The following is a 20,248-nucleotide window of genomic DNA, read 5'->3' as shown; positions in this document are numbered from 1 at the left end:
CGCCTCCGCCTCGCGCGGACGCGGTGCCGGCCCGACGGGATCACAGCCCGTTTACCTTCGCGCTCGCCGACAACTCGTAGACCAGAGTGACCGTGCGCCTGCCCCCGGGAGGGAGGACGAGGTTCCAGCGGGCGATGCCGTCGGCGTCGACCGTGTCGGGGGCGGGGGAGCAGGCGTCCTCCCGCACACGCGTCTGCACCGCCGAGACCTCGGAGACCGGGATCCGCTCGCGCAGCACGACTGTCTGATCGCCGTGTTCGCCGGGGGTGGAGAACCGGGACAGGTGGAGCCGCACCGTGCGGGTGACCAGGGTCCGTTGGGTGATCGCCGAGGTGTCGCGGGTCTCCTCGGTCCGCCGGGTGACCCGGTGGTCGTCGCGGCTGCCGTAGGCCAGCTCCGCGGGGGCGCCCGGCGCGGTGAACTCCAGCGCGCCGCGGCCGCTGAACCCGCTGTGGCGGACCAGGTCGACGGGACCGGCGAGGAGCGCGTGGCCCGACAGGTTGTCGAACCGCACCACCTGGGTGACCAGCGGCGACAGCTCGGGCGCACAGGCGTACTCGATCCCGGCGGTGGTGGTGAAGGCGGACAGCGGCACCCGGTGGGCACGCCCGTCGGCCGGCACGGACACCGGTGCGGGGGCGCTCAGCACCCGGACCTCGCCGCCGTCGTCCACCCCCGGCAGGCCGAGCACCGGAGTGGGCCCGAGGTCGGCGACGTCCTCCTCGCGCAGCTCGACGTCGACCGTGCGCCGCTCCGCCGAGGAGCGGTCCTGAAGGGTCAGCCGGTCCTCGCCCAGCCGGGGCGGCCCGGTCGCCGCCGCCGAGCGCGCCGTCGACAGCGTCAGCCGGACGTCCGACCAGTCCTCGCCGGTGCGCTGCCAGACCGTCGCGTCGGTCTCCAACGTGAGGGAGTCGCCGTCGAGCACGGCCCGGTAGACGGGCCGCCACAGCGCACACGGGGTGAGGTGGCTCAGCCGCAGCCCGGCCGGACCGGCGGCCGTGGCCTCGACGGTCAGTTCGATGTGGCCGATCAGCTCGGCCGGTTCCTCCTCGGCGAGCTCCATGACCCGCCGGATCTCGGCCAGTTCGGCGTTCAGGGCGGCCGACCGGGCGTCCACGGCGCGCAGTCGCTCGTCGTGGGAGGCGCGTTCGGCGTCCACCCGGTCCAGTTCGCGATGCCAGCGGGGCCCTTCGCTCTCCCCGAAGCCGGCGCCTTCGCCGATCTCCCGCAGCAGATCGGCGGCGAGACGGCCGACCACGTCCAGGCGCGTCAGCAGTCGGTCGCGCCGACGGCCCAGGTCCTCCAGCTCGGTTTCGAGTTCCTTCAGCCGGCGTCGCAGGGCGGAGTCGTCGTCGCAGGGCCGCGGCCCGCGCGGCCGCATGCTGCGCACGATCCGCACGTCGAGCACGGTCGCCGCGTGCGGGGCGGTCAGTTCGGCGTGCAGCGTACGGTCGACGGCCAGCGCGCTGACCGGGCCCAGGCGCAGCCGCTGGACCCCCGCCTCCAGGGCGAGCTCGGCGGTGCGTTCGACGTGGGCGCGGTCCTCCAGACAGGTGACGGCGGTGACGGGGAGAGGGATCGGCTCCGGTGCCGTGGACATGGGCTGTGTCAGCTCCTGCGGTTGCCGCCGGCCAGGGCCTTGGCGGACGGGATGCGGATCTCGTAGCCGCCGTCGAGGGCGGTGACGCCGCCGGCGGGCAGGTCCACCCGCCAGACGCGGGCGCCGGGGGCGTGGTGCTCGGCGTCGGCGTCGTCGTGGGGGACCGACCAGTCGGCCCTTTCCTCGATGCGCACGTCGGCGTCGGACGTGACGGGGACCCGCTCGCGGACCTCCACGGTGACCGGTCCGGCCAGGCGGTTGGCCAGCTCCACGTGGACGCGGTGATCGAGCACCGTGGTGGAGTTGCGCAGCCCCGAGGTCGACTCGTGCACCGTGGTGCGGCGGGTGACCCGGATGCCCTCGGCCGGGCCGAGCCCCACCCGGCACACACCGCCCGGCGCGAGCGTGGGCAGCGCGGCGGTCAGCAGGAACTCGTCCCCGACGACGACCTCCACGGGGCCGGCCAGCAGCGCCTGGTCGGTGGAGTGGGAGAGCACCAGCGTGCCGTACACCGTCTGTTCCACGGACGGCACGCACAGGTACTCGGTGCGCAGTCCGACCGGGATCTCGCCGACGGTGACGGTGTGCCAGGCGCCGTCCGAGGGGATGTCGGCGCGGGCGACGGCGTCGAAGCGGTGGTCGAAGGAGCCGGCCGACACGCGGGGCGGCACCGCGTGGCCGGGCAGCGGCAGCGCGGTCACCGCCTCGGCGCGGCGACGGTACTCGGCCGCCACCGGGTCGTGGGGAGCGTCGGGGAACAGCCTGCCGCGGCGGGCCCCCTGGTCGTCGGGGCCGCTCAGGACGAGCGCCGGGTAGTCGAGCTCGGCGCCGCTCGGCTGCGGCGGACCGGCCGCCGGCGCCGCCCTCTTCGGGGCGGCCGAGCCGGGGGCCGCGGGCGCGGGGGGCGGTGGCGCCGCCGCCCGGCCGGAGGGCGCCGAGGCCATGGCGGCGGGGGCCGCCGGCGGCATGCCGCCGGTCCGCTCACGTGCTCCGCCGCCCGGCCCCGGGCGGGAGCGGGGCGGCGCCGCGAGATCGGCCGAGCCGCCGCCGAAGGCCTCCGGGTAGGCGCTGCCGGGCAGCGGCACGGAGGGGGGAGCGCCGTAACCCGTCGGCGCGCCGGCCGCGACCGGCCGGCCCTGGCCCACCGCCATGGAGCCGCCGGGCGCGGCGGCGCGGGCCGGGTCGGTACGGGTGTCTGCCCCGTCGTAGCCGGCGAACAGGTCGGCCAGACCCGTCGGCGGCTCGCGCCAGCCGGACGGCGCGGGGGAGGGCTGACGGCGTCCGATGCGCATCGAGCGAAGTCTGGGCAGATCGGTACGGCGCCGCAGGTCGGCGGTGGCCAGGGCGATGCGCACGCCGGTCCAGTCCTCGCCGGTGCGCTGGGCGACGGAGGCCCGCAGCACCAGGCGGCCGCCGCCGTCGCCCGGACGCCGGCCGAGCCGGTAGGCCGGCGCCCACACGGCGCCCGGCACCGTGTACTCGACCTCCACCTCCACCTCCACCTCGGCTCCTGCCTCCACCTCGGCTCCTGCCTCTGCCTCGGTCCCTGTCCCCGTCTCGGCTTCCGCGGCCGTCGTCGGACCGGAGGAGACGTCGAACGTCAGGACCGCCGAGACCGTCGTCCGCACCTGCGCGGGCGGTGCGTCGGTGGAAGCGCGGTCGAGCCGGTCGGAGGCGAGCAGGAACGCGTGCTCGGCGCGCTCCAGCGCCTCCTCCAGTTCGACGAGACGGGCGTGCAGGCGGGTCAGCCGCTCGTCGACGAACTCGGCGAGCCCCAGCCAGGCGTCCACGGGGGTGCGGCGGTGCGGGTCCTCCCGTCTGCGCGCGGGCGGGACCGGGCGCAGAGCCCCGACCTCCTCGATCAGACCCAGCTGGCGGTCCCGGCGACCCTGCGCCGCCGTCCACTCCTCGCGCAGCCGCTCCACCTCGCGTCGCAACGCGTTCGACCCGGCGTCGTCGAGCGGCTCGGCCTCGACCTCCACGCGCGCCTCGACCACGCGTGCCGCGCGGGCGCCCGTGACCCGGGCCCGAAGGGATCCCGGGTCCAGCGAACGCGGCAGGCCCGTCACCCGGACCCGGCCGTCCGGCGGCACGCTGCCCCGGGCCAGCCGGCGGCAGAGCGCCCCCTGCGCGTACACCACGACCGCGTCGAGTGCCGACCCCCACCGCTGTGCCGTCTCAGCCGTCATGTGCTCCGTCCCCCGTCACGCCGGTTGGAGGTGAAGCCTACTTGCGGGCCGCCGGCCGCGCGGCACGCGCAAGGAAGAAGGAAGTACGCGGTGGCGGCTGACGGCGGAGCGCTCAGCCGGCGCGCAGGCCCCGGTCGGTGAAGGCGATCAGCCACTCGAAGCTCTCGTCGACGTCGGCGCTCCACTGGAAGCCGTTGGCCGACTGCAGCGTGGCGAAGCCGTGGCAGAGGCTGCGGAGCATGCGCAGGGCGTGGTCCACGTCGGACCCGGCGATCTCGTAGCCGCGCAGGACCGCGGTGAACGCGTCCAGCAGCCGCCGGCCCTCGGCGGCCAGCGGATCGTCGGGTCCGGACGGTTCCACGCCGATCGTGGCGGCATACCGGCCGGGGTGCTCCACGACGAAGGCGCGGAAGGCGCGCGCCGCGGCCGCCAGGGCGTCACGGCCCGCGCGCCCTTGGACCGCGACGCCGACGGCGTCGGCGGCCTCGCCCAGGGCCAGGACCGCGATACCGCGGTTGAGGTCTTCCTGGCCGCCCACGTGCTTGTACAGGGACGGGGTGCGCACGCCGACGCGCTCGGCCAGCAGCCCCATCGTCAGCCGGTCGAGGCCCACCTCGTCGGCCAGGGCGGCGCCTGCCGTGACCACGGCGGCCCGGTCCAGGCCGGCCCTAGGCACGAGCGGCGTCCGACCGGAGGAAGGCGAGGACCAGCGAAGCCACCTGGTCGGGCAGCTGGTGGTGGGGGTAGTGCCCCGCGCCCTCGATCATCTCGAGCCTGCCGAGGCCGGACGGCAGCGCGTCGACGATCGCCGAACCCTCGGCGTGCGGGTCGGCCCAGTCGGGGTCGAGCGTGCCCATCACGACCAGGACCGGGCAGCGGACGGCGCCGAGCCGCGCGCCCGCGTCGGTGGGGGCGCTGCGGCCCATCGCCTGCATGGCCTTCATCCGGCCCGGCTCACGCAGCCGGGATTCGATGAGGCCGAGCCGCTCGGCCCAGTCCGCCGGCTTCACACCGGGGTAGGCCATGTCGAGATACGAGCGCCAGAGCGGCACGCTGCCGAACACGCCGGCGCCGAGCAGCCGCAGCAGGCTCTGCCGGAAACGCTTCACCCGAAGGTCGCCGAGACGCAGCGACTGCTTGCGGGTGAAGGGCGCCAACTCGACGACGGCGGTGATCAGGGAGGGGTCCTGCGCCGCGGCGATGGTGGCGGCGCCGCCGGACACGGAGTGGCCGACGAGGACGGCCGGGCCGCCCAGATGGCGGACGACGGCGAGCAGATCACCGGCGATGGCGGTGCGGCTCCAGTCCGGCCAGTCGACGCTCGACTCGCCGCAGCCGCGCAGGTCGACGGCGGCGACCCGGTACCCCGCCGCGAGGAGCGGGGGCACGACGCCCCGGTAGGCGGCGCGGCTGTCGCCCATGCCGTGCGCGAGCACGATCAGGGGCCCGGACCCCGCCACCTCGTAAGCGATGGTGCCGTCGGCTACGGCCAGGTACTCGGTCATGGCATCCCCTGATGTTAGGCTAATTCCGTTAGCCAAAAGCTAATCACATTAGCCACGCTTGTCAACGGCGAAGTTCCCGGCGGGTGTTGGCCGGGCTTCCGCGGGGCGGCGGACGCCTCTCGGCAGGGTGGCGCCCGCGCTCCGGCCGGGTGATCGCCATGGAGAAAATCTGTAGTGGCCGGAGTAGACATGGGCTCGCTGCAGAGCTAGAGTTTTTTGGCGTACTCGGAAAGTCGAAAGAAGAGGACGCGGCCGATACGAACCTGCCGCGTATGCATGACCAGCAGGACTCGGCCCCATGCGGGTCGTGAGCAGTATCCGCGGTATCCAGCAGTGCAACCGATCAACCGAAGGTAAGGAGCGCACGCCATCAGGATCGCCCGGGCGAGGAAGCAGTCCGCCCGGGTACCGCAGGCCCCGGATTGGAAGGTGGTCCCCGGTCACGCATCCGCGATCCCCGCAGCCGCACCCTCCCGGGTGCACCCTGCGGAACAAAATACCGGCGAAGTCGGCCGGCAGATGGTGTTGAAGGCTCGGGGCCCGGGTGCCGGCATGGCACCCGGGCCCCCCGACGCGTCTTTTGGAAGAAGAGGTCTATGCCCCCTCGCAGTACCCCATCCGTCGCCCCCATCGACGACGACGACTATCCCGCCTACACCATGGGCCGGGCCGCCGAGATGCTCGGCACCACCCCCGCCTTCCTGCGAGCCCTCGGCGAACACCGACTGATCACCCCCCTGCGCTCCGAAGGCGGACACCGCCGCTACTCCCGCTACCAACTGCGCGTCGCGGGCCGGGCCCGCGAACTCGTCGACCAGGGCACCCCGATCGAGGCGGCCTGCCGCATCGTCATCCTCGAGGACCAGCTCGAAGAGGCCCAGCGCATCAACGACCAGCTGCGCGCCCAGGACGGCGGACCGCATTCCGCAGTCTCGACGTCCTCCACCTCGCCCTGATCCGCCGGCGGGCGCCGGTCCCGGTGCCCGGCCTCGTCCCACCGTGTGCGCCGCGGCGGCGCGGGTATCCGCTTCGCACACTGCGAGTTTCGGGGACCGGCCCCGAACCCCGACCGGGAGAGGTGCCCATGTCCGCGTCCCTTGTGGAGACCGTCGATGTCGAAGCCCCCGTCAGCGTCGCCTGGGGGCTGTGGAGCGATGTGACACGGTGGCCGTCCTTCCTGAGCCATGTACGTCTGGTGGAGCGGTTGGACGGCCGCCGTTTCGCCTGGCAGCTGCAACTGCCCGGCGCGGACAAGAACTTCGTGGCCGAACTGACCGAGGTCGTCCCACAGGACCGCATCGCCTGGCACACCGTGGAGGGCGTCGAGCACGCGGGCGTGGTCACCTTCCACCGGCTGAGCGACACCGCGAGCCGCGTGACGGTGCAGATCGAATACGACCCGAAGGGGTTCGTCGAGCATCTCGGCGCGCTCACCCATCTCGACTCGGTGCTCGCCAACTACGACCTCGGCGAGTTCCAGAAACTGGCCGAGAAGAGCGCGGCGTCCTGACTCCGGAAAGCGCCGAGCGCTCCGAGGCGGGGCCTCCGGCGGCGGGATTGCCGCACGGGCACCGGCGTCGCCTCGGCCCACACAGGGGGCGCCGGGGCGAGGGCGCCCTGGCGCCCTGAACGACATGGGACCGCGGCGGGCGTGACAGGCGGTCAGGGGCTGTGCCGCGGTCACCGCCCGGCTGTCGGGTTGTTCGCTCCGTACGCGCCGCGGGCTACTCGCTGTGCACCAGCTGGATCAGGTTGCCGCAGGTGTCGTCCAGGATCGCGGTGGTGACCGGGCCCATCTCCAGCGGCTCCTGGGTGAAGCGCACCCCGAGCCCGCGCAGCCGGTCGTACTCCGCCCGCACGTCGTCCACGGCGAAGGAGGTGGCGGGGATGCCGTCCTCGACCAGCGCCGTCTTGTACGGACGTACCGCGGGATGGCCGGAGGGCTCGAGCAGCAGTTCGGTGCCGCCGGGATCCTCCGGCGACACCACGGTCAGCCATCGGTGCTCGCCGAGGGGGACGTCGTGCTTCTTCACGAAGCCCAGCACGTCCGTGTAGAAACGCAGCGCCGCCTCCTGGTCGTCGACGAAGACGCTGGAAAGGTGGATCCTCATGGGGTGCTCTCCCGTGGGTCGGGCCTGAGCCACCGGGTCGCGATGCGCTCAAGGGGTTCGGTGTCCGGATCGTGGAACCTGTAGCGGACCTCGCGCCGGGAGACCGTCAGGCCCGCCCGTCCCAGGACGGCCAGGAGCCGGCGGGCGGGGTCGGCCGACGGCGTGAAGACGTCCTCCGCCGTGGCGCCCATGGTAGGCAAGTGCTCACTCGCCCACCAAGCGGCGCCGCCGTCGGACGGAGCGCGCATGCCCCGACGTCGTCGAGCCCGCGGCATCTCCGTCCCGGACGTGAGGCACGCGTGTCCGAGGGAAGGAGAGTCCGTGACCCAGGAGGAGACAGTGACACGTGACCGAATCGGACTCGCAGAGGTGCTCGCCGCCGCGGAGGACGCCGCGCCGGTAGGCTCCCTCGACGTCGTGGCGCGCAATCTGCGCGACCGGTTCGGCGCGCGTTACGTGTCGTTCCTCTTCCTCGACGTCGTCGGCCGGCGCCTGCTGCGGGTCAGCGACAAGACGGCCGGACGGGACGGGCACCGCACCGGTCAGGTCCCTCTCGCCGGCAGCGGCGTCTACGACGACGTCCTGCGCACCCAGAAGCTGGTGCGGGCGCCGCAGAGCGACCAGGGGCAGCGGGTGCTCGCCCCCGTCACGAACCGCGGCGACGCCATCGGCGTCCTGGAGCTGTTCCTCACCGAGGTCACGGAGGACGTCCTGGAGCAGGTGGAGGAGGTGGCGCACGCGCTGGCGTACATCATCGTCACCGACCGCCGGTTCACCGACCTCTACCACTGGGGCAACCGCACCACCTCGGTGAGCCTGGCCGCCGAGATCCAACGTCAGCTGCTGCCCTCGGCGCCCTCCTGCGAGGCCGCCGAGTTCACCCTCGCCGGGGCCCTGGTCCCGGCCTCCGACATCGCCGGCGACACCTACGACTACTCCCTCGACCAGGAAGCCCTGCACCTCTCCATCACGGACGCCATGGGCCATGACGTCGACGCCTCGCTCATGGCCACCCTCCTGGTGAACGCCTCGCGCGGCGCCCGGCGCGCCGGGGTGGACCTCGCCGAACAGGCCCGCCAGACCCACCAGGCACTCCTCGACCACGGCCGGCGGACCTTCGCCACCGGGCAGTTGCTGCGCATCGCGCTGGACGGCACCGGCGCACAGCTCGTCAACGCCGGCCACCCCTGGCCGCTGCGGATGCGCGACGGCACGGTGGAGGCACTGCGCCTGACCGTGAACCTGCCCTTCGGCGTCGTCGGGCAGGGTCCGTACCTGATGCAGGACGTCGACCTGCGCCCCGGCGACCGACTCCTGCTCTACACCGACGGCATGCAGGAACGCCAGGCGGAAGCGGTCGATCTGGCCGCGCTCCTGCGCGACACGGCGTCCGAGCATCCGCGCGAGGTGGTGCGCACACTGGTCCAGGAGGTCTCCCTGGCCTGCCGCGGCCACGTGAGAGACGACGCCACCGTCCTCTGTCTGGACTGGCACGGCCCCGACCACGGTGGCCCCGTGGTGAACGCCGGAGCCGACGCCTGACCGGCGTTCACGTCCTCCGCGCCGCCGGCTGCGCGCCGCGCCCGGTCTCGACGCCGAGGCCCGCGAGGACGCCGTGTACCTCACCGTCCGCGCGGGGACGGCACTCGACCTCGCGCATCCGGCAGCGGCTCGGCGCGAACCCGCCCGCCTGAGGGCGCTGGCCTGCCGCTGCGGCCTGGAGCCCTGAGCGGTTCGGACCCGCGGTTCCGCTGACGGTGCCCGGCCGGCGTGCGGCAGGCCGCGACGGCCCGCTCTCACCGGCTCTCCCGCGGTCTGCGTCCCCAGGCGGTGAGCATGCCGGCGGACAGCGCGGCGCAGTCGTCGGAGCCCAGGTACCGGACCGCCGCGTCGACGGCTGCGTCGTCGACCAGCCCGGTGGCGAGCATCGCCGCCCTGCTGCGCTCCCAGGTGTCCGCCCAGAAGCGGCTGAGGGGACTGCCCGGCGTCAGCGGCGGCACACGGATCTCGGCGGCGACGGAGACGAGCCCCGCCCCGCGCAGCAGCCGCGGATACGACGGCACCCAGGAGACGTCGGTGCCGATGGTGTCCCGCAGCCCCTGCCACATCGCGCGCATCGCCGTGCTGTACGGCGTGCCGGGCGTCAGGTCGCTCGTCAGGTCGACCGCGTCGCTGAGCATCAACAGGCCGCCGGGCGCGACGAGTTCGGTCAGAGTGCCGAGCACGCGGTCACGCGCCGGCAGATGCATCAGCACGAAACGGGCGTGGACGAGCGAGAACCGGCCCGGCACGGACTGCGGGTCGGTGATGTCGGCCTCCAGCACGTCGAGCCCCGGCGTAGGCCGAGCGTCCAGGAAGCGGGTGTCACGGTCCACGGCGAGCACGCTCGCCACCCCGGCCTCCTCCAGCAGCCGCCGGGAGACCGTGCCGGTGCCGGCCCCCACGTCGAGGCAGTGCCAGCCCGGCCCGACCCCGAGCGCCCGCAGCCGCGCCATGGTGATGTCGTCGTAGGCGAGCGCGCCGAAGTCGACGCGTTCGCCCTCGCCCGCCTGCTCCGGCCGGAAGACGGCCTCGCCGTATCGGCCGTCGCCGACCGCGTCCCCGTGCCGAGCGGCGGTCATGGCGCGGTCCGCGGACCGCCGTCGGTCCTGACCTGCCCGCCGATCCTGACGGGTCCGCGGGACCGGCCGGCGAGGGGCGCCGACGGCGGGTCGTCGAAGCGGGGATCGCCGCAGCGGGGATCGCCGCAGCGGGGGTCGTCGAACGGCGGGGCGCCGAACGGTCTCATGGCGGACCTCTTCACTCGGTGGGGCGGTACCGGGCGGAGCCCCTCCCGGGCCGCCGCCCGGCGATCCTCCACCAGCGGCCGCCCGGACGCCCGAGGCGCGCCGGGTCCGCGCCGATCGGCCCTGCGGCCTTCCGGCCGACGGCACGGCCTCCGGGCGTCCGCCGGCGACCCGCGGGCCGGGCGCAGCCCCGGGGCGGTGGCCTCAGCAGGTGGGGACGTCGGAGAGCCAGGCCGGGCCCTTGAGGTAGATGTTGGTCAGCCAGGAACCGTCCGTCAGCTTCGACCAGGCGTCGTTGGTGTAGCCCTCGGCCGTCACCTCCTGGGCGTGTGCCTGGCACACCACGTTGACGGTGGTCGGCTGCGCGAAGTAGTCGACGACCGCGGCGTTGACGTTGGGCTCGCCGTGGGTGCGCACCCCCGTGCCCCAGGTCTGGTGCGCCGTGCTGCCACCGGTCGGCGGCGGGGTGCTGCTGCCGCCGCAGTCCGGGATGCCGGGCAGCTCGGCCGGCCCCTTGATGTAGATGTTGGTCAGCCACGAGCCGTCATCCAGCTTGGACCAGATGTCGTTCGTGTAGCCCTCGGCGGACACGGTCTCCGCGTGCTCCTGGCACTGCACCGACACCTGCGTCGGCCCGGCGAAGGTGTCCACGACCGAGGAGCGCACGCTCGGCGTGGAGTGGGTGCGCACCCCCGTGCCCCAGGTCTCGAAGGTCGTGCCGCCGTCCGCGGGCGGCGGGGTCGGGGTGCCCGACCCGTTGATCCGGATCGCGCCGGCGTAGTCACCTCCGGTGCGGACCGGCGCGACCCGGATGTGCGTGCCCGACTCGTACGCCTCGACCATCTGCCCGCCGCCCAGATACATGGCCACGTGGTGGACGTGCCCGGTTCCCCAGAACATCAGGTCGCCCGGCAGCAACGGCGCGGTGCCCTGCGCGGCGGAGAAGCGGGCGGAGGCCTGAGAGCTGTGGAACTGGTCGTCGGCCGTGCCGTTGAGCAGGTCCTTGCCGGTCGCCTGGTAGTACGCGTAGCGCATCAGGCCGGAGCAGTCGAAGCCCTTGCGTTCGTTGTCGTGCGCGCTGTCGGGGTCCGAGCCGTCGTAGTAGCCGTAGGTGGCGCCCGGCGTGGCGCCGTGGCCGCCGCCCCAGCTGTACCAGACACCGATCTGGGAACAGGCCGCGGACACGGCGGCCTGGGCGGTGGCCGTCGCGCCCGGCGCGAGGACGCCGCAGGAGGCGTCGGGCGCGGCGTGGGCCGGGGCGGAGAAGAACGCGGAGAGGGCCAGAACCGAGGCGCCCAGGATCGCGCCGCTGGTCCGGCGGCGCGTGCTGGTGATCTTCAAGGAACTCTTCCTTCGTCGACGTGACGTCACCGGCGTCTGCGGTGACGGCGGGGAGAAAGGGCGTGTCGCACCCACCCCCGTGGGATGCGACACGCGGCTGGCGGACGAGTGCGGCTAGCGGACGAGCGCTGCGCGCATCTTGGCGAGGCCGCGCATGCGGTTGCGCTGGACCGTGCCGCGGTGCGTGCCGAGCCGCTCTGCGGCAGTGTCGTGGCTGAGGCCTTCCAGATCCACGAGAATCACCGCGGCGGCCTCCTTCTCGGACAGCACGCGCAGCAGCGCGAGCGCCGTCGCGGACGCCTCGTAGACGCCGAGTCCGCCGTCCCAGCCGGACTCGGGCAGCCGGTCCGTGGTGTGCTCGCGCCGGGAGGGCCGGGTCCAGGAGTCGCGCAGCAGGTTGGCCGCGACGGCGCACAGGTAGGCGTACGGATGCTGCTGCTGGGTCAGGTTCTGGGCTCGGGCTCGCCGGGAGAGCCGCACATACGTCTCCTGGAGCAGGTCGTCGGCGTCGTGCGGATTGCCCGTCAGCGCCAGGAGCCGTCTGCGCAGCCGCGGCATGTCGGCCGTGAAGGAGGCGTCGAACTCTCCCGGACTCATGTGCTCGTGGTCCGCGCACGGTGGCGGCGGACAGGACGCGTTGCTGATCTCCACTTCTTCTCCCCCTCGGTCGGATGTGTCGTGCGCCGTGCCGTGCCGTGCCCGAGGTGGTCAGGCCGTCGGGCGGGGCGGGGCGGCGGGGCCGTAGCGGGCGGCCGGGGCGCGGAGCAGCAGGGCCCAGTACCGGTCGCCGTAGGACCAGTGCCACCATTCGGTCGGGTAGTTGACGAACCCGGACGCCGTCAGAGCCCGTGCCATCAGCGCCCGGTTCGCCCGCGCCTCGGCCGCGATGCCGGGAGCTTCGGTGCGACAGGCGCCCGCGCTCTCCTCCGGGGTCGCGTTGACATCGGTGCCCAGCGGCAGCTCGCGGCCGTCCCGGTCGCACAGCGTCAGGTCGACCGCTCCGCCGCTGACGTGCGGTGCGACCTCCGGAGGGGAGATGTAGGCGCTCGCCAGCTCCCGTATCCGCTCGGGCGCCGCGCCGGGATGCGCCCGTCGCATCGTCGCCGCGTACTGCTCGAAGTAGCGCCGCTGGAGGTCCGGCGGCCGGTACCCCTCCACCACCAGGAACCGGACGCCGGCCGGCAGCATGCGCTGCGCCAGGACGAGCCGCCGCAGCGCGCCCGACCTCAGATGGGCGTAGCTGCCGTCGTCGTCGGCCTGCCGGTGGTCGAGCCGCAGGCCGCCGCCGGCGCGCAGGTCGACGAGCGGCTCACCGCATTCGTCCTGCGCGACGGCGGCGACCCGAGGGTCGGAGAGCGTGATGATGTCGGTCACGAGAGAAGCGTCCCCCGGGCCGCTGCAAATGCTCTGCAGGTTGCCTGCAAGCACTCGACCAGGTCTTTTGCGGCGGCGCCGGACTACTGCGCGTCGACGGCCCGCTCCCGCGCCTCACGGCAGTCCAGCTCCCGGAAGACCGTGATCGCCTCGGACCGGGCCGCCCGCGCGCGGGCCTCGTCGCCGTCCGCCGACCACACCTGCGCCAGGTCCCAGACCGTGCGGGCCCGCCACAGCGGCAGCCGCAGCGCCTCCCAGCCCGCCAGCGACCGCTCCAACGGCTCCCGGGCGCGGTCGGGTTCGGCCGCCGCCAGATGCCGTTCGCCCAGGGTGCGCAGGACCAGCGCCTCGCCGAACCGGTCCTGTCGCTCGTGCGCCACCTCGAGGCACCGGCCCAGCCGGACGGCCGCCTCCTCCAGCCGGCCCTGCCGCACCTCCACCTTGGCCAGCGACTGTTCGGCGTACATGACGCCGAACGTGTCCCGCAGGCCCGTGAAGATCCGCAGCGCGTCGTGCAGCAGCGGCTCGGCCTGTTCCAGCGCGCCCTCCGCCCGGTGACACAGGGCCAGCGACCGCAGCGTGAGCGCCTCGCCGTGCCGGTCGGCCTGTGCGCGGTACAGCTCCAGCGCCCGGGTCAGGGCCTCCCAGGCCTGCGGACCGTTTCCCTGTTCCCGGTGCACGTACCCGATGCCGTACAGCACGCGGGCCCGGGCACCGCGCGCGGCGTCCGGCCCGTACCGGTCGAGCGCCGCGTCGAGCAACCGGAGCGCCTCGGCGTACCGGGCCTGCTCACGCCGGGCCGTGCCCATTCCCGCGAGCGCCACCGCCGCGCCCTGCGACGGACCCCCGTGCTCCTCGAACAAGCGCAGGGCGTCGCTGAACCGGGCGTACGAATCCTCGAACTCGTCCTGCTCGTAACAGAGTTGGCCCAGGCCGTTGAGCAGCCATGCCTCGCCCTCGCCGTCCTCGCTGCGGCGCACCGCCGCGATGGCCGCGGTGTGCGAGCGGGACCAGGCGTCGAACTGGTTGTACAGCGCGGCCGAACTCGCGATCAGCGCCCCGGCCAGGTCCCGGGCCGGCCGGTCCAGCCGGTGGCCGGCGCAGTACTCCACCGCCGCCAACAGCGAGGCCTGTTCGGCGGCGAACCAGGCCGCGGGCCGCTCCAGCAACGACTCCTCGGTGTCCGCGTCGAGGGGGTGCACGGTCGCCGGCTGCGGGAAGTACCGGACCGCGCCGCCCGGGCCGCGCGCCGCCGCCTTCTTGGCGAGCCCCAGCCAGCAGCCCACCAGGCGCAGCACGGCCGCCTCGCGCTGCTCCGCGCTCTCCTCGGACAGACAGCGCTCACGGGCGTGTTCACGGGCCAGGTCGTGGATGCGGTAGCGGTTGCGGCCCGTGTCGTCCACGCCGATGACGTCGATGAAGTGGCAGTCCACCAGCCGCTCCACCGCCTCCTCGGCGTCCTCGGTGTCGATGTCCAGCAGGGGAGCGGCGATCCAGCCCGCGAAGTCGGGCAGGTCGAGCAGGGCGAGCCGGCGCAGCGCCCGGCGCTCCTGCGGGTCGAGGTCGGCATAGCCGAGCTCCAGGCTGGTGCGCAACTCCAGGTCCCCGGCGCGCAGTTCGTTCAGCCGGCGACGTTCGTCGCGCAGCCGTCCGGCGAGCTGCCCCGGCGCCCAGTGCGGGCGGGCGGCCAGCCGGGCTCCGGCGATGCGCACGGCCAGCGGCAGCCGTCCGCACAGCGCGACGATCTCGGCCGCCCGCTCGGGTTGCGCGCCGGTCCGCTCCCGGCCCGCCACGCGCCGCAGGAGTTCCAGCGCCTCCTCCCCGTCCGGCACGGTCAGGTCCAGGTGGGCCGCGCCCTCCAGGGCCACCAGCCTGCGGCGGCTGGTCACGAGCACCGCCGAGCCGGGGCCCGGCGGCAGCAGGGGCCGTACGTGCGCCTCGCCGGCGGCGTTGTCGAGGAGCAGCAGGATCCGCCGGTGCCCGATGTGGGTGCGGTACAGGCCCGTGAGCTCCTCGGCGGATCCGGGCAGCGTCTTGGGGTCGGCGCCCACGGCCCGCAGCAGCCGGGCGAGCGCGTCGGTGGGCTGCAGCGGCGCGGTGTCGGCGGCCCGCAGGTCTATGAACAGCCGTCCGTCGGGGAAGAGTTCGGCGGCGCGGTGACCGACGTGCACGGCCAGCGCGGTCTTGCCGGTACCGGAGCGTCCGGAGATCACGCCGATCGGCGGCGCGGTGCGCTCGGCGTCGTCGACACCGCGCAACAGCGCGTCGGCCCACTGGATCTGCCGCGTGCGACCGACGAAGTCGGCGATGTCGGGCGGGAGATGGGAGGGAGCGGGCGCCGGGCGCGCGGCCTGCCCGGGAGACGGCACGGGAGGACCGACCGCCTGCCGCGCCTTCGCGAGCCCGGCCGGCTGCGGGGCGGGCGACGCGGCGTCCGCGCCCAGCAGAGCGGTGTCGTTGGTCAGTACCGCCTTGTGCAGGGCCCGTAGTTCAGGACCGGCGTCGATGCCCAGTTCCTCGCGCAGTGCCGCACGGCCCTCCTGGTACGTGCGCAGCGCGTCGGAGACCCTGCCGGTGCGGAACAACGCCGTCATCAACTGGCCGCGCGGCCGCTCCCTGAGGGGGTGGGCGGCCACGTGCGCGAGGAGCGGTGCGATCGTCCGGTCCGCGCGTCCGAGCGTCAGCTGCAGTCCGAAGGACTCCTCCTGCGCGACGAGGCGCAGTTCCGCCAGCCGTGCCGCCTCGATCCGGGCGAACGACTGGCCGAGGCCTTCGAGGGCCTCCTGTCCCCGCCAGAGTCCCAGCGCCGAGGCCAGCAGGTCGGCTGCCTCGCCGGGGCGACCGCCCGCGGCCGACGCCCGGCCCGCCGTGAGCAGGTGCTCGAACCGGCGGGCGTCGACCTGGGAGGGGTCGAGTTCGGCGAGATAGCCGGGCGGCCGGGTCCGGATCGCCTCGGCCCCGCCGACACGGGCCAGCGCGCGGCGGACCGCGGAGACATGGGTGGCGACGAGGGCGCCGGCCGTCGCGGGAGCCTGCTCGTCCCAGACGAAGTCCACGAGCCGTTCGGTGGAGAGCACCTGCCCGAGGTGGACGACGAGCGCGGACAGCACGGCCAGCGGCCTGACCCCACCGAGCGGGGCCCGCCGGTTGCCTTCCCACACCTCGACCGGACCGAGTAGACGTACCTCGAGCATGAGTCCCCGATCGCTGTACCGTTCCCGCACCGCGGAGCGCGCCAACGATATCGGCGGGCGTCGTTCGGAGGACGCCGGGCGCCGGGCCGCCTGGCCGGATCCGGCCGGTGCGCCGCAGCGGGCACGCCCTCGCGCGGGCCGGGCGCCGGGGCGGACACGGCGGCCCGTCGGTTCCCGCCCGCGGCGGCACTTGGCCGGATTAGATGCGCGCCGCACGGGTGGCTCGTCCGAGAGACGGTGCGGGCGAGGCGTTCGTATGAGCCCGGCGGCCCGGAAAGACCGTTCGGATCAGCTGACCCGCGTCCGCGCCCGGTCCGTCGGCCTCGCGCCCGCGCGCCGGGCGGACGGTCCCGCGGGGGAGGGCCGTCCGTCCGGCGTCAGCGGCCCTTGCGCACCCGGGCCGCGGCCCGGGCCTCCGCCGCCTTGCGGGCCTCCGCGGCCTTGCGGGACTCCTTGGCGGGGCGGCCGGGACGGGTGCCGAGGCCGCGGAAGGGGGCGTTGCCGCCACCGGTCTTCGTCCCGGCCGGCGGGCGCTTCGCCCCCGTGATGGCCGTCAGCGTCTCCTCGCCGGAGCGCACCTGCGTGGTCGTGGGCCGGATGCCGGCCTCGGACATCATCCGGTTCACGTCGCGCCGCTGGCCGGGGGTGACCAGGGTGACCACGCGCCCGGACTCCCCGGCGCGCGCGGTGCGCCCGCCACGGTGCAGATAGTCCTTGGCGTCGGCCGGCGGGTCGACGTTGACGACGAGGTCGAGCGCCTCGATGTGGATGCCCCGCGCCGCGACGTTCGTGGCCACCAGCACGGTGATCTCGCCCTCCTTGAACCGGGCGAGGGTGTGCGTGCGCTGCGGCTGCGACTTCCCGCTGTGCAGGGCGGCGGCTCGGACGCCGGCCGCGCGCAGGTGGCGGGTGAACTGGTCCACGCCGGCCTTGGTGTCCAGGAACATCAGGACCCTGCCGTCCCGCGCGGCGATCTCGGTGGCGGTGGCGTACTTGTCGGCGGCGTGGACGTTCAGGACGTGGTGGTCCATCGTGGCGACCGAGCCCGCGATCCGGTCGACCGACACGACGACCGGGTCGTGCAGGTGGTCCTGCACCAGCTGGTCGACATTGCGGTCGAGCGTGGCCGAGAACAGCAGCCGCTGCCCGTCGGCGGGGATCTGCTCCAGAAGGTCCGAGACCTGCGGCAGGAACCCCAGGTCGCACATCTGGTCGGCCTCGTCCAGGACCGTGATCCGCACGTGGTTCAGCTGGCAGTCGCGCCGGGAGACCAGGTCCGTCAGCCGCCCCGGGGTGGCGATGACCACCTCGACGCCGGCCCGCAGCTGCGCCTGCTGACGGTTGATGGACAGGCCGCCGACCACCGTCGCCAGCCGCACCTTCAGCGTCTGCGCGTACGGCTCCAGCGCTTCGCCGACCTGCTGTGCGAGTTCCCGGGTGGGCACCAGCACCAGGGCGAGCGGCCGCTTCGCCTCCGCCCGCACGCCCGCCGTCCGCGCGAGCAGCGCCAGACCGAAGGCGAGCGTCTTGCCGGAGCCGGTCCGCGCCCGTCCGAGGACGTCACGCCCGGCCAGCGCGTTGGGGAGGGTGGCAGCCTGGACCGGGAAGGGCTCCGTCACGCCCAGGCCGTTCATCGTCTCCACCAGAGCCGGGGGCAGCCCGAGCGCGTCGAAGGACGCGGCCGGCGGCAAGCCGGGGGACACCGCGTCCGGCGTGGACGGATCGTCGTCCGGAGCCGTCGCCCGGCGGAGCCTGCCGGCCTGCGGGAGCTCGGGTTCCGGCAGCTGCGCGTTCATGGGGGAGCCTTCCTGGTCTGACGCCCGGAACGCGCCGGGGCCCGTACCCCTCGGTACGGGCCCCGGCGGTGTCGAAGCGTGCCCCCAGTTTACCAGCGGCCGGCGCGCGGGCGGCCGGCGAGCAGGCGTCCGGGCGTCCGCGGAGCCGGGAAGCGCCGGTCAGAAGCTGCCGTAGTTGACCTGCCAGGTCGGCAGCCCCATCCGGCGCCACACGGCGACGACGCGGTCGCGGTCGTCGAGGGAGACCCGCACCGCGAAGCGGTGGCGCACATGACGGTCGAAGAGCTCGGCCTTCACCACGTCGTCGCGGCGGCCGTCACCGGCGGCACGCATCCACAGCTCGTCGTAGGGGACGTCGTGCGCACGCAGCCACGCCTCCGTGCGGCCGCGGTGCTCCTCGCCGCGGCCCGAGAGCAGCACGACGACGTCGCCGTCGGCGCTGCGGAAGGAACGCAGCGCGCCGCGCACCGACTCGTTGAGCAGGTCCTCCTCGCAGCGGGTGAAGTCGAAGGGACCCCGGTCGCCCCGCAGGGCGAGCGTGCCGTCGATGTCGCACATGACCGCCGCGGGCAGCGCCGGGTCGGCGAGGTACGGCTCGACGCGGGGCTGGTCGTTCATCCACTCCGCGGTGAGCCGCCAGCCGCCTCGCCTGGCCTTGGCGTGCTTGTCGGCGAGGAGGCGGATGATCTCCTCGCCGACCGCTCTGTCCCGCTCGGCGTCGCGCCGTACGCACTCCTCCACCGGAACGTCGGTGAAGTCGTGCACGACGAAGGTGGCCAGTCCCGCCACCGCGGCCTTGAGCCGCTTCGGCACGTGCGGCGTCATGTGCGTGTTGTCCACCACGACGTCGAAACCGTCGTCGACGGCCGCCCGCACCGCCGCGTCCTGGATCGCCAGCACCGTCTGCTCGTGCGCGTGCGACCGCCCCCGCTCGGGAGCGGGGACGTCGAGCATCGCCCGCAGGTCGTCGAGGTTGACGCGGCGCATCCGGCCCTCGGACTCCGCCTGCATCCTGCGCGCGGCGGTCGTCTTCCCCGAGGCCGGCAGGCCTGTCATGACGTGTACTACGGGCACGGTCAGTTCTCCTCGTCGGTCTGGAACGGGTCGGACGCCTCCGGCCGGACGGAACGGTAGGTCACGAGCTCGGTCGGACGCCCGTCCAGGCGCAGGAACATGGCGGGGCGCAGGGCCGGATCGGGCAGCGCCGCCACGGCGCGGGCGAACGCTCCCCGGTCGCCCGTGAGCGGCTCCAGGGAACGGAACGCGTCGTCGATCGCCCGTTCACGGTCGGCCACCTGCTTCTCGATGCCCGCGACGATGCCGCGCACCCACGCGTCGAACTCGTCGGGCACCCGCTCCAGCAGCGCGTCCAGGGGACGGCCGCCGGACGCCTCGACGTCATCGGGCGAGCAGCCCAGCGCCTGAGCCACCTGCTTGGCGGGCAGACCCGCGAACCGCTGGACGCCGTGACCGCGCCAGACGTCCCGCTCGCTCACGCCGGTGAGGACCTTGTGGAGCCGGACGTACTCGGCGAGCTTCGCCTTGGCCCGGACACCCGAGGCGAAGCGCAGCACGAACCCCTCGGCCTCGGTGCCGGTGGCCGTCCTGCCCCCGGGCAGCCGGTTGGCCTCGGCCAGTGCCAGCAGCTCGGACAGCGGCATGGCGGGCCACACCGTGACGACCGACCCGATGCCACGCCAGTGCGGCGCGGCGTCGGCCAGGGCGACTTCCGTGCCGTCCTTGGCGATCGCGGCCAGCAGCACCAGGTCGCGACGCTCGCCGTAGTCGACGACGATCCGGTTCTGCGGGTAGAGGATCTCGGCGAGGTAGGTCACACCGGGGACGAGAGCGGAGGTGTCCTTGCCGTCGAGCAGCCGCTGCGCCCAGGCGGCCTGGACGCTGATGAACGAGCCCTTGGACGCGACGCGCCACCGGCCGGCGTAGTGGAAGACCACGGCCAGGCTGCCGTCGACCTTGTCGTACACCTCGAACGGCTCGTCGGGCAGGCCGGGCGCGTAGGGCTGACCGGCTTCGTGCTCACCGACGTTGAAGAACTTGGGCAGCGGCAGCGCGACGATCTCCCCGGTGCCGTCGTCGGCCACCAGCCCGCGGCAACGGGTGGTCACCCGGTTCCACACTCTCTCGTACTGGCACGTCCGCGTGTACGTGTAGATCGACAGGGGCAGTTCCGGGTGCGCCTTGCGCGTGACGTGTCCCGCGTCGAGCGCCGCCGCCAGCTCCTGCGGCGGCAGCAGCTCATGAAGAGTCAGGTGGTCCTGGCTCATGGTGTTCCTCCCCTTGCCGGTGCCTGATTGTCACGTGCGGGGAGGGCGGCAGGACACCGAATTATCC

The 20,248-nt window shown here is 74.2% G+C and carries 16 protein-coding genes and 1 pseudogene; 3 read left to right on the top strand and 14 right to left on the bottom strand.

Annotated features, from left to right (window positions below; all coding sequences use genetic code 11):
* Nucleotides 1-40: 40 nt before the first annotated feature.
* From Sri02f_RS24860 to Sri02f_RS24845, 4 genes are all read right to left on the bottom strand, one after another.
* Nucleotides 41-1,600 (bottom strand): mucoidy inhibitor MuiA family protein, encoded by a 1,560-nt coding sequence (locus tag Sri02f_RS24860; protein ID WP_109003529.1) that lies wholly within the window; start codon nucleotides 1,598-1,600, stop codon nucleotides 41-43.
* A gap of 8 nt (nucleotides 1,601-1,608) precedes the next feature.
* Nucleotides 1,609-3,789: a DUF4139 domain-containing protein gene (locus Sri02f_RS24855; protein WP_109003528.1), complete on the bottom strand. Its 2,181-nt coding sequence runs from the start codon at nucleotides 3,787-3,789 to the stop codon at nucleotides 1,609-1,611.
* A 112-nt stretch (nucleotides 3,790-3,901) separates the two neighbouring features.
* Nucleotides 3,902-4,435, bottom strand: coding sequence for a TetR/AcrR family transcriptional regulator (locus Sri02f_RS24850; RefSeq protein WP_109003527.1), 534 nt, complete (start codon nucleotides 4,433-4,435; stop codon nucleotides 3,902-3,904).
* 22 nt (nucleotides 4,436-4,457) lie between these two features.
* Nucleotides 4,458-5,294 (bottom strand): alpha/beta fold hydrolase, encoded by an 837-nt coding sequence (locus tag Sri02f_RS24845; RefSeq protein WP_109003526.1) that lies wholly within the window; start codon nucleotides 5,292-5,294, stop codon nucleotides 4,458-4,460.
* Between the two features lie 596 nt (nucleotides 5,295-5,890).
* Between Sri02f_RS24845 and Sri02f_RS24840 the strand changes: the two genes are divergently transcribed.
* Both Sri02f_RS24840 and Sri02f_RS24835 read left to right on the top strand, forming a co-directional pair.
* Nucleotides 5,891-6,250, top strand: coding sequence for a MerR family transcriptional regulator (locus tag Sri02f_RS24840; protein ID WP_109003525.1), 360 nt, complete (start codon nucleotides 5,891-5,893; stop codon nucleotides 6,248-6,250).
* A 128-nt stretch (nucleotides 6,251-6,378) separates the two neighbouring features.
* Entirely contained in the window at nucleotides 6,379-6,804 is a 426-nt protein-coding gene (locus tag Sri02f_RS24835; RefSeq protein WP_109003524.1) for an SRPBCC family protein, read from the top strand.
* Between the two features lie 214 nt (nucleotides 6,805-7,018).
* Here the strand turns inward: Sri02f_RS24835 and Sri02f_RS24830 are convergent, their stop codons facing one another.
* On the bottom strand, nucleotides 7,019-7,405 hold the full coding sequence (locus Sri02f_RS24830; protein WP_109003523.1) for a VOC family protein: 387 nt from the start codon (nucleotides 7,403-7,405) through the stop codon (nucleotides 7,019-7,021).
* A pseudogene (locus tag Sri02f_RS24825) lies at nucleotides 7,402-7,539 on the bottom strand (transcriptional regulator); the annotation flags it as partial. The gene Sri02f_RS24830 and the pseudogene Sri02f_RS24825, both read right to left, overlap by 4 nt.
* Before the next feature lie 205 nt (nucleotides 7,540-7,744).
* Between Sri02f_RS24825 and Sri02f_RS24820 the strand changes: the two are divergent.
* A complete protein-coding gene (locus tag Sri02f_RS24820; protein WP_109003633.1) occupies nucleotides 7,745-8,947 on the top strand; it encodes a PP2C family protein-serine/threonine phosphatase in 1,203 nt (400 codons plus the stop codon).
* 254 nt (nucleotides 8,948-9,201) lie between these two features.
* On the opposite strand, the gene Sri02f_RS24815 is transcribed toward Sri02f_RS24820, so the two are convergent.
* The 8 genes from Sri02f_RS24815 to Sri02f_RS24780 all read right to left on the bottom strand — a co-directional run bounded on the left by Sri02f_RS24815 (nucleotide 9,202) and on the right by Sri02f_RS24780 (nucleotide 20,181).
* Nucleotides 9,202-10,026 (bottom strand): class I SAM-dependent methyltransferase, encoded by an 825-nt coding sequence (locus Sri02f_RS24815; RefSeq protein ID WP_109003522.1) that lies wholly within the window; start codon nucleotides 10,024-10,026, stop codon nucleotides 9,202-9,204.
* A 369-nt stretch (nucleotides 10,027-10,395) separates the two neighbouring features.
* Nucleotides 10,396-11,532, bottom strand: a complete 1,137-nt coding sequence (locus tag Sri02f_RS24810) for a C40 family peptidase (protein ID WP_109003521.1) — start codon at nucleotides 11,530-11,532, stop codon at nucleotides 10,396-10,398.
* Nucleotides 11,533-11,646: 114 nt separating this feature from the next.
* Nucleotides 11,647-12,129 (bottom strand): RNA polymerase sigma factor, encoded by a 483-nt coding sequence (locus Sri02f_RS24805; protein ID WP_245970780.1) that lies wholly within the window; start codon nucleotides 12,127-12,129, stop codon nucleotides 11,647-11,649.
* 111 nt (nucleotides 12,130-12,240) lie between these two features.
* Nucleotides 12,241-12,906, bottom strand: coding sequence for a M15 family metallopeptidase (locus Sri02f_RS24800; protein ID WP_109003519.1), 666 nt, complete (start codon nucleotides 12,904-12,906; stop codon nucleotides 12,241-12,243).
* A gap of 83 nt (nucleotides 12,907-12,989) precedes the next feature.
* The gene (locus Sri02f_RS24795; RefSeq protein WP_109003518.1) at nucleotides 12,990-16,100 is read right to left on the bottom strand and encodes an AfsR/SARP family transcriptional regulator; all 3,111 of its coding nucleotides are present in this window, start codon (nucleotides 16,098-16,100) and stop codon (nucleotides 12,990-12,992) included.
* 377 nt (nucleotides 16,101-16,477) lie between these two features.
* The gene (locus tag Sri02f_RS24790) at nucleotides 16,478-17,896 is read right to left on the bottom strand and encodes a DEAD/DEAH box helicase (RefSeq protein WP_109003517.1); all 1,419 of its coding nucleotides are present in this window, start codon (nucleotides 17,894-17,896) and stop codon (nucleotides 16,478-16,480) included.
* A gap of 159 nt (nucleotides 17,897-18,055) precedes the next feature.
* Nucleotides 18,056-18,970 carry a phosphatase domain-containing protein gene (locus tag Sri02f_RS24785; RefSeq protein ID WP_245970779.1) on the bottom strand — a complete coding sequence of 305 codons (915 nt, stop codon included), beginning with the start codon at nucleotides 18,968-18,970 and terminating at the stop codon, nucleotides 18,056-18,058.
* Nucleotides 18,971-18,972: 2 nt separating this feature from the next.
* Nucleotides 18,973-20,181 (bottom strand): RNA ligase, encoded by a 1,209-nt coding sequence (locus tag Sri02f_RS24780; RefSeq protein WP_109003515.1) that lies wholly within the window; start codon nucleotides 20,179-20,181, stop codon nucleotides 18,973-18,975.
* Nucleotides 20,182-20,248: the final 67 nt, after the last annotated feature.

The organism is Streptomyces rishiriensis (assembly GCF_003112535.1).
In the GTDB taxonomy this organism is placed as follows: domain Bacteria; phylum Actinomycetota; class Actinomycetes; order Streptomycetales; family Streptomycetaceae; genus Streptomyces; species Streptomyces rishiriensis.
The sequence above is the reverse complement of the archived record's forward strand: the minus strand, read 5'-3'. Positions and strand labels throughout refer to the sequence as shown.